At 45.7% G+C, this 14,815-nt stretch carries 13 protein-coding genes and 1 pseudogene; 9 read left to right on the top strand and 5 right to left on the bottom strand.

All coding sequences use genetic code 11. The features are described 5' to 3' along the window. Positions 1 to 77: 77 nt before the first annotated feature. The 3 genes from pyrH to rpsB form a co-directional block, all read right to left on the bottom strand. Positions 78 to 830 carry a UMP kinase gene (gene pyrH / locus HRU21_08065; protein ID NRA42246.1) on the bottom strand — a complete coding sequence of 251 codons (753 nt, stop codon included), beginning with the start codon at positions 828 to 830 and terminating at the stop codon, positions 78 to 80. A 195-nt stretch (positions 831 to 1,025) separates the two neighbouring features. Beyond that, entirely contained in the window at positions 1,026 to 1,889 is an 864-nt protein-coding gene (locus HRU21_08060) for an elongation factor Ts (GenBank protein NRA42245.1), read from the bottom strand. 88 nt (positions 1,890 to 1,977) lie between these two features. After that, on the bottom strand, positions 1,978 to 2,739 hold the full coding sequence (gene rpsB, locus HRU21_08055; GenBank protein ID NRA42244.1) for a 30S ribosomal protein S2: 762 nt from the start codon (positions 2,737 to 2,739) through the stop codon (positions 1,978 to 1,980). Between the two features lie 306 nt (positions 2,740 to 3,045). On the opposite strand from rpsB, the gene map reads away from it, so the two are divergent. From map to HRU21_08025, 6 genes are all read left to right on the top strand, one after another. Further along, complete coding sequence (gene map / locus HRU21_08050) at positions 3,046 to 3,855, top strand: type I methionyl aminopeptidase (GenBank protein ID NRA42243.1); 810 nt, start codon at positions 3,046 to 3,048, stop codon at positions 3,853 to 3,855. Between the two features lie 17 nt (positions 3,856 to 3,872). Next, complete coding sequence (gene glnD / locus HRU21_08045; GenBank protein ID NRA42242.1) at positions 3,873 to 6,566, top strand: [protein-PII] uridylyltransferase; 2,694 nt, start codon at positions 3,873 to 3,875, stop codon at positions 6,564 to 6,566. 7 nt (positions 6,567 to 6,573) lie between these two features. After that, positions 6,574 to 7,782: a succinyldiaminopimelate transaminase gene (dapC, locus tag HRU21_08040; GenBank protein ID NRA42241.1), complete on the top strand. Its 1,209-nt coding sequence runs from the start codon at positions 6,574 to 6,576 to the stop codon at positions 7,780 to 7,782. Between the two features lie 70 nt (positions 7,783 to 7,852). Then, complete coding sequence (locus HRU21_08035; protein NRA42240.1) at positions 7,853 to 8,206, top strand: ArsC family reductase; 354 nt, start codon at positions 7,853 to 7,855, stop codon at positions 8,204 to 8,206. Positions 8,207 to 8,274: 68 nt separating this feature from the next. Further along, complete coding sequence (dapD, locus tag HRU21_08030) at positions 8,275 to 9,300, top strand: 2,3,4,5-tetrahydropyridine-2,6-dicarboxylate N-succinyltransferase (GenBank protein NRA42239.1); 1,026 nt, start codon at positions 8,275 to 8,277, stop codon at positions 9,298 to 9,300. Positions 9,301 to 9,575: 275 nt separating this feature from the next. Continuing rightward, a complete protein-coding gene (locus tag HRU21_08025; protein ID NRA42238.1) occupies positions 9,576 to 9,773 on the top strand; it encodes a CPXCG motif-containing cysteine-rich protein in 198 nt (65 codons plus the stop codon). 215 nt (positions 9,774 to 9,988) lie between these two features. Here HRU21_08025 and HRU21_08020 read toward each other — a convergent pair. Beyond that, positions 9,989 to 10,288: pseudogene (locus HRU21_08020) on the bottom strand (hypothetical protein). An 84-nt stretch (positions 10,289 to 10,372) separates the two neighbouring features. Further along, positions 10,373 to 11,233 (bottom strand): META domain-containing protein, encoded by an 861-nt coding sequence (locus tag HRU21_08015; GenBank protein ID NRA42237.1) that lies wholly within the window; start codon positions 11,231 to 11,233, stop codon positions 10,373 to 10,375. Between the two features lie 137 nt (positions 11,234 to 11,370). Between HRU21_08015 and HRU21_08010 the strand changes: the two genes are divergently transcribed. The 3 genes from HRU21_08010 to HRU21_08000 all read left to right on the top strand — a co-directional run. Beyond that, positions 11,371 to 12,480: an OmpA family protein gene (locus tag HRU21_08010; GenBank protein NRA42236.1), complete on the top strand. Its 1,110-nt coding sequence runs from the start codon at positions 11,371 to 11,373 to the stop codon at positions 12,478 to 12,480. Further along, entirely contained in the window at positions 12,477 to 14,471 is a 1,995-nt protein-coding gene (locus HRU21_08005; protein NRA42235.1) for an Ig-like domain-containing protein, read from the top strand. Before HRU21_08010 ends, HRU21_08005 begins: the two co-directional genes overlap by 4 nt. Before the next feature lie 69 nt (positions 14,472 to 14,540). Continuing rightward, positions 14,541 to 14,815, top strand: a 275-nt coding sequence (locus HRU21_08000) for a mechanosensitive ion channel family protein (protein NRA42234.1), incomplete at its 3' end; no start/stop codon positions are given.

Raw genomic sequence — 14,815 nt, 5'->3', positions numbered from 1 at the left:
GCGACTTATCCATGCGCTCTTCCGCATCAAGTTTTATTTCATCAATCATCATTTTTCTCCAACAGCGTTACTGCCTATTATTCTTCTACTGAGGCCTGGGATAATCCCGATGCATCGTTATTAACCAAAGTGCCTTCGTTTTCACCCATAACAATACTGAGCAGCGCACCCTGCTTCTCCATTTCAAAAACCCGAATCGGCATATCGTGATCTCGACACAAACAAATCGCGGTGAGATCCATCACCCCTAATTTACGGTCAAGCACCTCATCAAAAGAGAGTTGTTCGAATTTTTTAGCATTTTTATTGGTCACAGGATCAGCGTCATAGACGCCATCAACCTTGGTCGCCTTCAGAGTGATATCAGCATTAATCTCAATCGCGCGTAAACAGGCAGCTGAATCGGTGGTAAAGAAAGGGTTACCGGTACCGGCAGAAAAAATGACCACATCACCCTCAGAAAGCGCACGCATGGCCATGCGTCGATCATAATGATCAACCACACCGCTCATTGGAATGGCAGACATCACCCGACTAGGAATATTAGCGCGCTCTAAAGCATCGCGCATAGCCAGGCCATTCATGACCGTTGCCAACATACCCATATGATCACCAGCGACGCGATCTAGGCCAGCCTCTGACAATGCTGCGCCTCGATAAATATTACCGCCACCTATGACTAAGCCGATTTGAACCCCAATACCAACCAGCTGGCCTATTTCAAGCGCCATTTGATCGAGAACCTTGGGGTCAATACCAAAACCCAAATCACCCATTAGGGCTTCGCCACTTAGCTTCAAGAGAATGCGTTTATAACGTTTATCTGGCATGCAGCTGCCTCCTATCGAGCCGTCATTTGTTAACCGCACAATATATAAAAATTAGTGCATAACAGCGAGCTTTTTCAGCAATTTTTAGACCCACCTGAGGAGATAATGAGGCCGTAAACAACTGTACTTTAATGCCTTCATTTGCAGGCAAAAAAAAAGAGCCCAGAGGCTCTTTTTTTCACAAAGCAAATATGACTAGCTGCCCGCTAACTGCTCAGCAACCTCGGTAGCAAAATCTTTTTCTTCTTTTTCGATACCTTCACCAACTTCGAAACGGATGAAGCTAACAACTTTTGCACCTGCTTCACTGGCTAATTTTGCCACTGTAAGATCAGGGTTTTTCACAAAAGCCTGCTCGGTTAAGCTGATTTCTTTTAAGAACTTCTTGATTCGACCGCCAATCATCTTCTCAACGATTTCGGCAGGCTTACCTTCCATATCCGGCTGCGCCTTGATGATATCAGACTCTTTATCAATCACTTCTTGCGANACCGCCTCAGGCGATACAAACTGAGGGTTTACCGCNGCAACATGCATTGCAATGTCTTTNGCCAACTCAGCATTACCGCCTTCTANGGCAACAAGCGCAGCTATACGGCTACCGCCATGAACATAGGCACCAACGGTATCACCAGCCAGCTCGTCAGCACGGCGAACACCAATGTTTTCACCAATTTTTTGCACTAATGCTTCACGCTTATTCTCAAGCTCGCCAGCAACGACTGCCGCAACATCGGTATTTTTTTGTGCAAAAACAGCGTCAGCCACGTCAGCAACAAAACCTAAGAAGCTTTCATCTCGGGCCACAAAGTCAGTCTCAGAGTTTACCTCTAGTACTGTTGCATAGCTGTTATCTTCAGCAACACGCACGACAACAGCGCCATCAGCCGCAACTCGGCCGGCTTTTTTAGCTGCTTTCATGCCTGAGGCTTTACGTAAATTTTCAATTGCAAGCTCGATGTCACCATCGGTCTCTTTAAGGGCTTTTTTACAATCCAACATACCCAAGCCGGTACGCTCACGGAGTTCTTTCACCATTGCTGCAGAAACTGCTGCCATAATTCAATCCTCTTTAAATTCTGTTTTGTGTAACGAAAAAAGGGGCTAATCCGCTGCGGAGCCCCTTTAAAAAAATCAGCGCAACAATTTACTCAGCTGCTGCTGCGTCGTCTGCCGCTTCTTCGTTAGCAGCTTCTACAAACTCATCAGCAACTGCAGCACCCGAGGCTTTTGCCTTACCTTCGATGCAAGCGTCAGCAACAGATGCTGCATACAATTTGATAGCGCGAATAGCGTCATCATTACCAGGAATAACGTAATCAACGCCATCAGGGTTAGAGTTTGTATCAACCACACCAATCACTGGAATACCTAGCTTATTTGCTTCGGTGATGGCAATGCGCTCGTGATCAACGTCTACTACAAATAATACATCTGGCAGACCACCCATGTCTTTAATACCACCGATTGAACGGTCAAGCTTTTCCATGTCACGGGTACGCATCAACGCTTCTTTCTTGGTTAGCGAGTCAAACGTGCCATCTTGTGATTGCGTCTCAAGATCTCTAAAACGTTTGATAGATTGACGAATCGTTTTGTAATTCGTCAACATACCGCCTAGCCAGCGATGGCTAACAAAAGGCATGCCTGCGCGCTCTGCTTCAGCCTGCACAATTTTACTGGCAGCACGCTTGGTACCAACAAATAAAATCTTATTACCTGAGGCCGCTTGCTTTTGTACAAAGCTTAATGCATCGTTAAATGCAGGTACGGTATGTTCTAGATTGACGATATGAATTTTGTTGCGAGCACCAAAAATGTAGTTTTTCATTTTTGGGTTCCAGTAACGGGTTTGGTGACCGAAGTGGACGCCCGCCTGAAGCATGTCGCGCATACTTACACTTGCCATAATATTTTCCTCTATTGGGGTTATCTCAACTGATACCGCAATCTGTAACCCAACTCAAAACTGCATCAAAGCAGCACAAAGCACCCAAGGCAACAGTCAATATTACGGTACGATTTATGTCAGCCAAACTGACGGGGCGCTTTATACCATAAACACCAGGCAAACCCAAGTAAAAAGGCAATATTCCTGGTCAAAAAAATCATATACAATACACGCCCTTACGCAAACACAGCATGATCTAGAGCGGTCATCCATAGCAGCAGCGTAAAACAAATGATTTAACGATTTGAGCAGCAAAGGTTTCTCATGGGCATTACACTGAAAAACGCGGCAGACTTCGACGGCATGCGCATCGCAGGCCGATTGGCCGCTGATGTTTTAGATATGATCGCAGAACACGTCAAACCAGGCATTAGCACGGGTGAGTTAGACCGCATTTGCCATGATTATATCGTCAATACACAACAGGCCAGCCCAGCACCACTATTTTACCCATCCTACGATAAGGACGACCCTAGCGCCTTCCCTAAGTCGATTTGTACTTCGGTGAATGACGTCATCTGTCACGGCATACCATCGGATAAAAAAATTCTGAAAAAAGGCGATATTATTAATATTGATATCACCGTCATCAAAGACGGCTATCATGGCGACACCTCAAAAATGTTTTTTGTTGGCGAGGCCAGCCCTTATAACCGCAAATTAGTCGAGATAACGCAGCAATGTATGTATGCCGCGATGCGCATTGTGAAACCGGGCACACAGCTGGGCGATATCGGCGCGGTTATTCAACAGATCGCCGAGTCTAACCACTATTCGGTAGTCCGTGAATACTGTGGACACGGCATTGGTAAGGTTTTTCACGAAGAGCCGCAAATTTTACACTACGGCAAAGCTGGCACCGGACTGAACCTTGAAGCTGGCATGACCTTTACGATTGAGCCCATGATCAACCTTGGCAAGCGCCACACAAAACTTAATGTCAAAGACGGCTGGACGGTGACCACCAAAGATCGAAAAAACTCTGCGCAATGGGAGCATACGCTTGGTGTAACAGAGAGCGGGATTGAGGTATTCACCGCACGCCCAGAAGAAGCCGAATGGTTTAATGCCTAATTAGCAAGCGCCCAGCCATGTCTTTTTTACTCGATCATCTGCATAGCGAAGCCGCTACACTGCACTCGGCAAAGAGTGTTGATGAACTAATTTTGCGCTGTAAAAACTGTCATGCCGACGCACAACAGGTTTTGTTCAAGGCTTTCGAATCGGGCAGCGATATTGAATCCTTGGTACTGGCTCGCTCCAAGCTTGTAGATGCACTTATCACTGGGGCGTGGCGATTCTTTTTTCACTCGGTACCGCAAGATATAAGCATTGTCGCCGTCGGCGGCTATGGCCGACAAGAGCTGCTGCCACATTCAGATATTGATATTTTATTACTAGCCAGCGAATCAGCGCTGCAGCATCACGGCAGCTTGCTAAGTGATTTCATCACTTTCCTGTGGGATATCAAGCTTGATATCGGTCATAGCGTCAGAACCATTGACGACTGCGTTAATCAGGCTAAAGACGACATCACCATCATGACCAATTTGATGGAGTCGCGCACCATATGTGGCGACAGCAGCCTTCATGATGCATTAATGCCGCAAATCCAGCCCAATCAAATTTGGTCATCCAGCGATTTTTACACTGCTAAATGGCAGGAACAGAAAGCGCGTCACCGAAAGTACAACAACACTGAGTATAATCTCGAACCCAATATAAAGAACGGTCAGGGCGGTCTGCGCGACATCCAAATGATCGGCTGGGTAGCAAAACGCCACTTTCATGTCGCGCAAGTCAGCGAATTAGTGGCGCAGGGCTTTCTTACCGCTGAAGAGTATCAAATCATGGTGAACGGCCATAATTTTTTACTCACTGTACGCTTTGCGTTGCATATGATCACTGGGCGCGAGGAAGACCGATTATTATTCGAACACCAGCGCAATATTAGTGGCCTACTAGGTTATCAAGATACCGAAGACGGCATCGCCATAGAGCACCTGATGAAGCAGTATTATCGCTGGGCGTTAGCGCTGTCTGAGCTAAATGATTTGGTATTACAGCTATTTGATGAGCAAATTTTAAAAGCCTGCGACGCTGAAGAGTTTTTAAATATCAACCCGCGCTTTCGCCTTCGCAATCAATACATTGAAGCCACTAACGATAAAGTATTTGCCAACGACCCCTCTGCACTGCTCGAACTATTCGTCATTAATTCGCAGCGCGATGATATCAAAGGGGTGCGCGCCTCCACCATTCGACAATTACGCGAGAACCGGCACTTAATCGATGAAGAATTTCGTTGTGAGCCAAGAAATCAACAATTATTCCTAGAGATCCTTCGAGCACCAAGACGTGTGGCTTCAAATATCAAACTGATGAAGCGCTATGGTATTTTGGGTAAATACATACCCGCATTTGGCAAGATTATTGGCTTATCGCAACATGATCTTTTTCACATCTACAGTGTTGATGCCCATACCATCAACGTGCTGATGCATGCGCGACGCTTTAGCTACGAAAACAATACCGAAAAATTCCCAATAACCAGCCAAGTAATGAAGCGCATTGAGAAAAAAGAGCTGCTGTATTTGGCCTGCATTTTTCACGATATTGCCAAGGGTCGAGGTGGCGACCACTCTCGTCTTGGCGCTGACGATGCATTCGAATTCTGTCAAGCACACGGGCTCAATCTGGCTGAATCAAATCTCGTTGCATGGCTGGTGCGACAGCATTTACTGATGTCTTACACCGCTCAGAAAAAAGATTTATCCGACCCTGANGTGATACGCGCCTTTGCGCTCAAAGTTGGCGATCAACTGCATCTTGACCTGCTATTTTTGTTAACNGTAGCCGATATTAACGGTACCAACCCAGAGCTTTGGAACGCCTGGCGCGCATCATTGATTCGCCAGCTATACTATGAAGCCAAACGCATGCTGCGACGAGGACTCGAAACCATTGTTGACCAGCAAAGTATCATTGATAGTAAGCAGCAAGCCGCACAAGCGCTATTAAGCAGTTCGCTGATTGAAGACGATTATCATGCTATCTGGCAAAGTGCAGGCGATGATTACTTTCTCAAGGAAAGCGCCTCGGACATTGCTTGGCACACATTAGAAATCTGCCAACATCAACAACAATCTAAAGAAAACGCCCTAGTGTTATTCCGCGCCGCTGAGGATGTTATTTTTGCTGGTGCGACCCAGCTGTTTGTTTATGCGAAAGATAAGCCTAACGTTTTCGCTATAGTAACCAGCATATTAGAACAGCATCAACTGAGCGTGGTCGATGCACGTTTATACTCATCGAACTCTGCTTACATTATTGATACTTTTTATGTACTTGATGCGAATGGCGACAGCTTGCTGGCAGAGGACCCACGTTTCGTCATTATGCAACAACAAATAAGCCAGCAGCTGAATGCCAACGCAATAGACACTAGCCTAAACCAGCGGAGAACGCCGAGAAAATTAAAATCCTTTGGCATACCCACACGTGCATTTATCTCACAAATTGAGGGTAAAAACTTTTCTAGCCTAGAGGTAATATCAGCGGACCGTCCGGGCTTATTAGCAACGCTTGGCAGCATATTTGTTGAGTTTAAACTCAACCTTATTAACGCTAAAATTGCGACCTTGGGCGAGCGGGTTGAGGATGTATTTTTTATTACTGATCAACACCAAACCGCGCTGACCGACCCCAAGCTATGTCTTAGCATCGAACAAGCTATTTGCGATCGACTTGATCAACAAGTTGCGCACAATGACCTTACGGTTTAACAAACTTATGAACCCGCTACTGCAGACATTACAGCCCTATCCATTTGAAAAACTAAACGCGCTGAAAGCAGGTATAGCAGTGAGCTGTCAGCAGCCACATATTGCACTGTCCATCGGCGAACCTAAACATCAACCACCGCAGCTGGCCATCAATGCCTGGCAAAATAACTTAGACAAAGTCAGCCTATACCCGAAAACTGCTGGTCGCGCTGACCTCAAGCAAGCGATCATCGACTGGTTGAATAAGCGCTTTGGCCTATCAACCAGCTTAACACCACAACAAGTATTGCCGTTAAACGGCACCCGCGAAGGCATTTTCTCCTTTGTGCAAGCGATCGCCGATGGCTCCAACCCAAATGGCAAAATTTTAATGCCAAACCCGTTTTATCAAATATATGAGGGGGCAGCTTTATTAGCAGGGGTTGAGCCTTATTTTATACCTTGCTTAAAAGACAACGGCTTTCTTGCCGATATAGAATCGCTGACAGAAAGCGACGAACAGGCACTCAAAGACTGCCAAATTTTGTTTATCTGCACGCCAGGCAACCCCAGTGGCGCAATCATTCCAGAGCAACAACTGATTCGGCTTATCCAGCTTGCTGAACAATATGATTTTATTATTGCCTCTGATGAATGCTACAGCGAAATTTACTTCGATGAATCTCAGCCGCCCTGCGGCTTATTACAAGCTGCTGCCAGCATGGGTCGTCATGACTATAAGCGTTGTGTAGTATTTCATAGCTTGTCTAAACGCTCTAATCTGCCAGGTCTGCGCTCAGGCTTTATAGCGGGCGACCAAGACGTTATTCAAGCCTTTTTGCAATACCGCACATATCATGGCTGCGCGATGGCCGAGCCTACGCAATTAGCCAGCATTGCCGCATGGCAAGATGAGGCACATGTAATCGCAAACCGCAGCCTTTACCAAGAAAAATTCAAGCAAGTGTTAGACACGTTGGATGGATCACTGAACGTCAACATGCCTGATGCGGCATTCTATCTATGGCCTGAACTCCCCATTGATGATGAAACCTTCTGTCAAAGACTATTTGCCGAGCAACATATCACTTGTTTACCAGGGCAATACCTGTCGCGCACGGTTAATGGGCTTAATCCGGGTAAAGGTTTCGCTCGCATTGCGCTTGTTGCCGAGCCGGCCGAATGCATTGCGGCTGCACAACGGATAAAACAATTTATGCAACAGCATTTTGTCTAGTTATATTGTTAGCCATTAGTTTTGAAAAATTAGCAGCAATTTTTATATTCAATTAACACAGGAAACAACTATGACAACCGTATATGGCATCAAAAATTGCGATAGCGTAAAAAAAGCACAGCAATATTTGACGCAAAGGGACCAAGCGTTTACGTTTCATGACTTCCGCACTGACGGTTTAGATGAAACCTTGGTTAGATGTTTTCTTGATCAGCTTGGCCTCGACAAGGTGATCAATAAACGCAGCACCACATGGAAGCAGCTCGACGAACATAGCAAAACCCATCTCAATCAAGACAGTGCGATTGCTCTCTGCCTTGAACACCCAACCTTAATTAAACGACCTGTGTTAGAGCATAACGGCCAATATTTCATTGGCTTTAAAGCCGATGATTATGCTGCCATCTTTGCGCATGCCTTGTAAGCCAAAGCAAACATGCACCCTAACCTGCCTCGATTCCCAATTACATTTTCAACATAAGAGATATATCGATGACATCATTATTCAGCTTCGGCCTAGGCACCGCTTACCAGAATAGCAAAGGTGATTACCTTGACAGCTATTTCCCTGCACCACTGAAAGACGTAGAGCTGGGCGACGCTCTGCAAAGCATTGGCTATACCAACGGCAATCAGACCATTCTGTTAGATACAGAAAAACTTACCGCTTTAGCAGCAGCATTGCAGCAAGCAGGCTTTGTAGAACAGGCCGAGCTTGCAACAAAGCTTCAAGCGAGCAGCCAAGCAGTGATTGCCGTCGCTTTAGCAAGCGATGAAAAGCCAAATACCACACCTGAAGCTTATTTAAAGCTTCACTTGTTATCGCACCGCTTGGTTAAGCCACATGGTACAGTGTTAGATGGAATTTTTCCTTTACTACCAAACGTGGCATGGACCAATCTTGGCCCAATCGACCTTGAAGAGTTACCAGCAAAACAATTAGCAGCGCGTTTAAATGGTGAGACATTAGAAGTTGCATCAGTAGACAAATTCCCCAAGATGACTAACTATGTAGTCCCTCAAGGTGTTCGCATAGCGCACACTGCCAGAGTGCGTTTAGGCGCCTATATTGGTGAAGGCAGCACTATCATGCATGAAGGTTTTGTGAACTTTAATGCCGGCACAGAAGGTACCGCAATGATTGAAGGCCGCATTTCTGCAGGCGTGTTTGTCAACAAGGGATCTGACCTTGGCGGCGGTTGCTCAACCATGGGCACGCTATCAGGCGGCAATAATATTGTTATCTCTATCGGCAGCGAGTGCTTAATCGGCGCCAATGCTGGTGTTGGTTTACCATTAGGTGATCGCTGCACGGTCGAAGCAGGTCTCTATATTACCGCTGGCAGTAAGGTCGAGGTGAAAGACAGTGAGGGTCAAGTGGTCGAAAAAGTAGCCGCGCGTGAATTAGCCGGTAAATCCGATTTACTGTTTCGTCGCAACTCCTTAACAGGCGCCATTGAGGTGCTGACCAATAAGTCGGCAATTCAGCTCAATGAAGAGCTGCACGCCAACAACTAAGCGCCGATGGCTCTGTGTATCTACCCAGCCACGTTCAAAATTTGCGTCGCTGGGTAGCTGAAGCTGCAGAGCCATAAAAGCAATCAACATTATTGAATCATTAACGTTGATTTCAATGCGAGAGACGAAACACGAGAGACGAGACGTAATAGCTTCAGCCTGTTAGCACTCTTTAGCATTTGCTTTTATCGGTAATGATACCTTCAAAAACAATTTGCTAGCTCAAATAGGGCTTACGGCTTGATACTATCAAGCCGTTTGCGCGTAAATCAGGTATGTATCAGCTATTTGAAAAAAGCATCAACTGTCCCTATTGCGCCGCACAAATAGAAGTCGTCATTAATTCTGAGGATTGCGGGCAAAGCTATATTGAAGATTGCCAAGTCTGTTGTCGACCCATCAACTTTTTGATTGGCTCAGACACAGGGCAAGAGCCTAGTGTAGAGGTATTCAGTGAAAACGACTGCTATTAGCTGTTTTTAGTTTGGCAAAAAGCCTCAAATGCCTCAGCAGTATTTTCAAAACCCTGTTCAGCGGCTAACTCCCAAGGTCTAACGCATTGCTCTAATTTCGCACACCACTGATAGCCAGCTGAGGCAATACAGCCATGTTCGTCTCGGTCAGCACCGACGGGTTTGAGTTGGTCAGTCATAACAGCCTCCGTTTCACAATAGGCAGAGAATGCCGCTGCAGTATTCGCAAAATTTTCTTGCTCACTCAGCTCCCACGGCCGTTCACAGCTTGCGGTGCTAGCACACCATTGATAGCCTGCCGAGCCAATACAGCCATAGGCATCCGTGTCGTCGCCAACCTTTTCAGCGATGCTCTCAGTATCGGCTGAAACCTCGTCTTTTAAAGACTGCTTGCTGTAAACATCTGCAGCAACCGGCGCGGAGAGTTCCGAGTTTGACGATGACTGATCAGAGCAGGCGGCTAAAGCCGCACCCAGTAGCAATGAAATCGCTAATAATTGCATTCTTATTGACATATATATCCCTATCAAACTTATCCTAAAGCGTTAATCACTGTAACTAACATCTAACTTGCGAAGCGCTTAAATAAAGTGAAGCGCTTAATTAAAGTACTGCGCCTCAAAGCTGGCAATGGGCTTTTTATCACTATTCAACAAGGTTAGCTTATGCTCATGAATCGAGAAATACGCCGTTGCTTCGAGCACGCCGGCAAACGCCGCCTCTGTATCCATACCCTCTAAACAGGCTTTTTTTGTCATTGCGATTGGGCCAAACGATAAATCATTACCCTCGCTAGCATAACTGCCCATCATATTATTACAGCCTGCAAAACCTTTAAGGCTGCTGTCATTATCATTTAGTTGAAAAAAGGCTTCTTGCTTTTGATTCTCAGTCATTGCAACTGTTTGCTCTCCGATGCTAATCAATTTCCAGTAGGTGTTAGACAAGCTGGCCAGCGGGTTTACCGAAACCACTGCCAAACCCGTTACCGCTTTGTGCTCAGCGCTAGCGCTAGATTCAGCAGAGTGTTGTGCCACCATGGATAATTTAATCGAAATAGCAGCATCAGGGTCGCGAAATGGATTTAAGGACTCTGTTGAGGTCATTAATAATTTATCGGCCAAGGTAATTGTTGCCCGTAAGCTGTAGGACATATTTGGCACAATTAACGAGGGGTCATAATCCAAAGAAAAAGCATAGGGTGGCGCACCCTCAAGGGTTTGGCTAACAGCAGCGATTTGGGTTGAGGCAACATCCATTTTTGATACATCTTCTAGGCTTACCGTTAGTTCAGCACCGGGTGGCAACAGCTTGCGTTGTAGATAAAAAACCTCACCTGATAATGTCGATACAGTCACCGTTGCCTCCTTTTCTGTTTGATCATCTGTAGTTACAGCGGTTTTTTGCTCACAAGCCATCAGTAACATGCTGATAAAGCCTAGTAGTAATAATCTAAACACCCTATACTCCCTATAAATTGTTGTAAGTCTTAGTGCTTTCAAGCTAAACGGTAAAAATATTAGCCCTCAGATTAGCACTATTGACCATAAAATACATTGCCACCAAGAAATAATTAGCTTTTAAATAGGATTTTCTAATGCATGGCTTTTATCGCATTACCTTAGCTTATTTTGCTGACTTAGCCCATTTTCGCTCAGTTATCGCTTCCCTTCTCTGCTTTCTCGCCACTCCCAGTATGGCGCTAGAGTTCGAACAACTCAGTTTAAAAACCGGCTACAGCTTCGCGATTGATTACACCGATGAAGTCAACAACCGCATTATTGGCATAGAAAGCCCGTCACAAAATGGCTTCGCGCTAAACGGCAGCTTAATTTTTGATACCGATAAAAGCTATTATTTTAGACCCTACCTAGATCTCGCCTGGCTGGTACAGCAAGACCGATACTTTATTATTCCAGCCATTGGCTTACGCCACGACTTTAATCTTGATAATAGCCGCTTTCAGCCATTTTACAGCCTTGGCCTTGGCTATACCTTTTTGTTTCGCGAAGAACGGCCTGTGGTTGACACGGTGGCGCAAAGCGAGACTGGTCAGGCATTTAGCTTCAGTGCACAGACAGGTGCCAGTGTATTAATCACCAAGCATATCGGCTTAGATCTTACGCTTCGCTACGATGGCTTTGTCATCGATACAGTCACAGTGGTAGGCGATCAAATCAACACCATTCAAGACCGTGGCGCACTGAGCTTGTTGCTGGGCTTAAACTTCCACTTTGGTGATCATCCCGTGACCGGGCCCAATGATGAAGATATGGATGGCGTAATAGATGCACAAGATCTTTGCCTTGGCACCCTCGCCAATGTACCGGTCAATGAGGCCGGCTGCCCACAGTATCGCTTCAATATTAATCTTGATTTTACTTTTGCGGCTTATCAAATGGCCGACTTAGTCAACCACCCTGACTTTGATACCGTTGCTTTCTTAAATAAAAATCAAAACTACGCCCTGCGCATTATCGGCTACACCGACAGCAAAGGCAGCCAAGCATTTAACCAGAGGCTATCGCAACAACGTGCAGACAGCGCAAAACAATATCTATTGGAGCAAGGCATTGCAGCTGAGCGCATTAGCGTGCTGGCGCGCGGCGAAAACGAACCTCTATTTGATAACGACACAGACGAGCATCGTTTAGCCAATAGACGCATTAAGTTTGAATTTTACCGCTCAGAATTAGGTGCAGAATGAGACGTTTCAATTTTTTTATCCTCGCTTTATTTGTCTTCTCCACACTGACATCATGCAGTAATGACAATCCGCTATATAACGAAGGAATATCATCTGAGCTTTTTAGCATCAGCCCTATAACAGCAACCATCAATATTGCCACGCAGCAGCAATATCAGGCGTTTTTTTATAACCAGCAAGGCCTGCAAGAAGACGTGAGTAATTCAACCTTATGGTCGGTTGACAAACCAGAGTTGGCAGAGATCAATAATAATGGTTTGCTAACTGCCAAACGTTCTGGCACGGTTATTATAACTGGCATATTTAACGCCTTTACCGCTACAGCAACGCTGCACATCACTGATAAAAATATTACAAATATCACGGTTACCCCTCCTGAACGACTCAGTATAGTTGGCCTGTCTAGTCAATTTTTCAGCTTTGCCGAATTTGATGATGGCGGCAGCCAAGAAATTACCGACGCCTCTCGCTGGAGTAGTGCTGACGACAGCGCAATTATACTTGACCCTGGTCAAGCACTTGCCTTACAAACCAATGCCCCTGCTGGTGTAGAAATACAAGCCGACTTTGCGCTGCAAGGTAATAGCTTCAGCGATAGCGGTTTATTAGAAATCACCAATGCCCAGATTGAAGCTCTGTTCATAGACCCGCCTAATAAAGTATTAGTGGTTGGCGAGCGTCAAATCTATAGCGCCTATATTAAAATGAGCGGTGGCGAATTTATCAATGTTTCACCTCAGGTTGATTGGTCCGTCGAGAACGTTGAAAATGCCGTCATCAGTAATTTCAATTTTAATAAAGGCGAACTTATTGCGCGCTCACAGGGTAAAACTCGCGTTATTGCTACGCTTAACTATGCCGGCCAAAGCATTTTGGCATTTTCAGATTTAACCGTCATACCTTTGGCACTTGAAAAAATAGAAATCACACCTAACGAGATCACTGTGCCAAAAGGGGTATCCGGGCGTTACAATGCGATTGGTACCTTTAATAATGGTGACAGCCGAGATATTAGCGATGATGTTTTGTGGTCGGTTTCAAACAGCTCGGTGGCCAGTATTGAGCCCAGAGGCTTAGACGGTGGTACCGCCAACGCCTTACTACCCGGCACCACATCCATTTTTGCCGAGCTTAACGGCATCAACGACCAGGCCTTTGCCACCGTAACCGCGCCTGAACTAGATCGTATTGAGGTATTTCCTGAGTCCGCCGAAGTACCTTTAGGCATTGACCAACCTTATACCGCGATCGCTTATTTCCAAGATGGCAGCAGCAACAATATCAGCAAACTTGCCAGCTGGGATAGCTCTGAAAAAACTGTCGCTGAGGACGACCTTAGAGTGCCTGGGCTTGCGCGCAGCTTTGCCGTCGGCACGACAGAAATCAAAGCCACTTGGCGCTCAAAATCTGACAGCGGTAGCTTAATTGTTAATAACCCAGCACCTATCTCGGTAGAGATTCAGCCCAGACGCACAATACTGCCGCTGCGCAGCGATGCACCTTATCAGGCTTACCTCACCGACTCACTGGGTCAAGTCACCGACGTTACCAGTCAAGTTGAATGGTCAAGCTCAAACGAGAATATTGCCCAGGTCACGAATAATGTTGATAGTCGCGGCGTGGTGCACAGCAAAAACCCAGGGCAGTTTGAACTTTCAATCGAATACCCCACCGCTACCGGTGTATTAACCGATGCCCTGAATATTACTGTACTATCTGGCTATGTGACGTTTATAAGCGCCTCCTGCCTGCCTTCAAACCCAAATGTTGGCGACACTGTTACCTGCGAGTGTGAAGCCACTTTATCGACAGCTAACGATAAATACGACTGCACTTCATTAGCAATATACACTCCATCACCTGAGGGCTTATTACGGTTTTTTACCGAGCCTGGCAGGCAAAATCAGGCTGAGGCACTGAGCTCTGGGCCCGTGAATGTGTATGTCGAATTTAATAACTCGTCTACAAATAGCTCGGTGAATATTCAATAAATCATTAAAAGCATGTAGCTTAGTGAAAACTGAGCTATGTTTATAACAAACTGATAAAAGGAACTTTTTATGTTTGATACTAATAATATTCAAGGCTATATCGATAGCTATGCTATTCCATGGGGCATCAATATTGCGCTAGCAATACTGATTTTTTACATTGGTAAAATTGTCGTAAAAGCGGTTGTTGGTCTGGCCGGCAAATTGATGCTAAGAGCCAATTTAGACGAGATGTTAGTCTCGTTTGTGCAAACCATTGTCAACGCCGTATTGATGCTGTTTGTCGTGGTTGCGGCTTTAAACAAATTAGGGGTCGACACCACATCTTTGGTTGCCTTGCTAGG

The organism is Pseudomonadales bacterium, from assembly GCA_013215025.1.
Lineage (GTDB): Bacteria > Pseudomonadota > Gammaproteobacteria > Pseudomonadales > DT-91 > DT-91.
This window is presented reverse-complemented; position numbering and strand designations above follow the sequence as displayed.

Bases quoted from the DNA above. Each gene is read 5' to 3' on its own strand.
- pyrH (NRA42246.1), bottom strand. From the start codon at position 830: ATGCCAGATAAACGTTATAAACGCATTCTCTTGAAGCTAAGTGGCGAA.
- rpsB (NRA42244.1), bottom strand. From the start codon at position 2,739: ATGGCAAGTGTAAGTATGCGCGACATGCTTCAGGCGGGCGTCCACTTC.
- map (NRA42243.1), top strand. From the start codon at position 3,046: ATGGGCATTACACTGAAAAACGCGGCAGACTTCGACGGCATGCGCATC.
- dapC (NRA42241.1), top strand. From the start codon at position 6,574: ATGAACCCGCTACTGCAGACATTACAGCCCTATCCATTTGAAAAACTA.
- HRU21_08035 (NRA42240.1), top strand. From the start codon at position 7,853: ATGACAACCGTATATGGCATCAAAAATTGCGATAGCGTAAAAAAAGCA.
- dapD (NRA42239.1), top strand. From the start codon at position 8,275: ATGACATCATTATTCAGCTTCGGCCTAGGCACCGCTTACCAGAATAGC.
- HRU21_08025 (NRA42238.1), top strand. From the start codon at position 9,576: ATGTATCAGCTATTTGAAAAAAGCATCAACTGTCCCTATTGCGCCGCA.
- HRU21_08010 (NRA42236.1), top strand. From the start codon at position 11,371: ATGCATGGCTTTTATCGCATTACCTTAGCTTATTTTGCTGACTTAGCC.
- HRU21_08005 (NRA42235.1), top strand. From the start codon at position 12,477: ATGAGACGTTTCAATTTTTTTATCCTCGCTTTATTTGTCTTCTCCACA.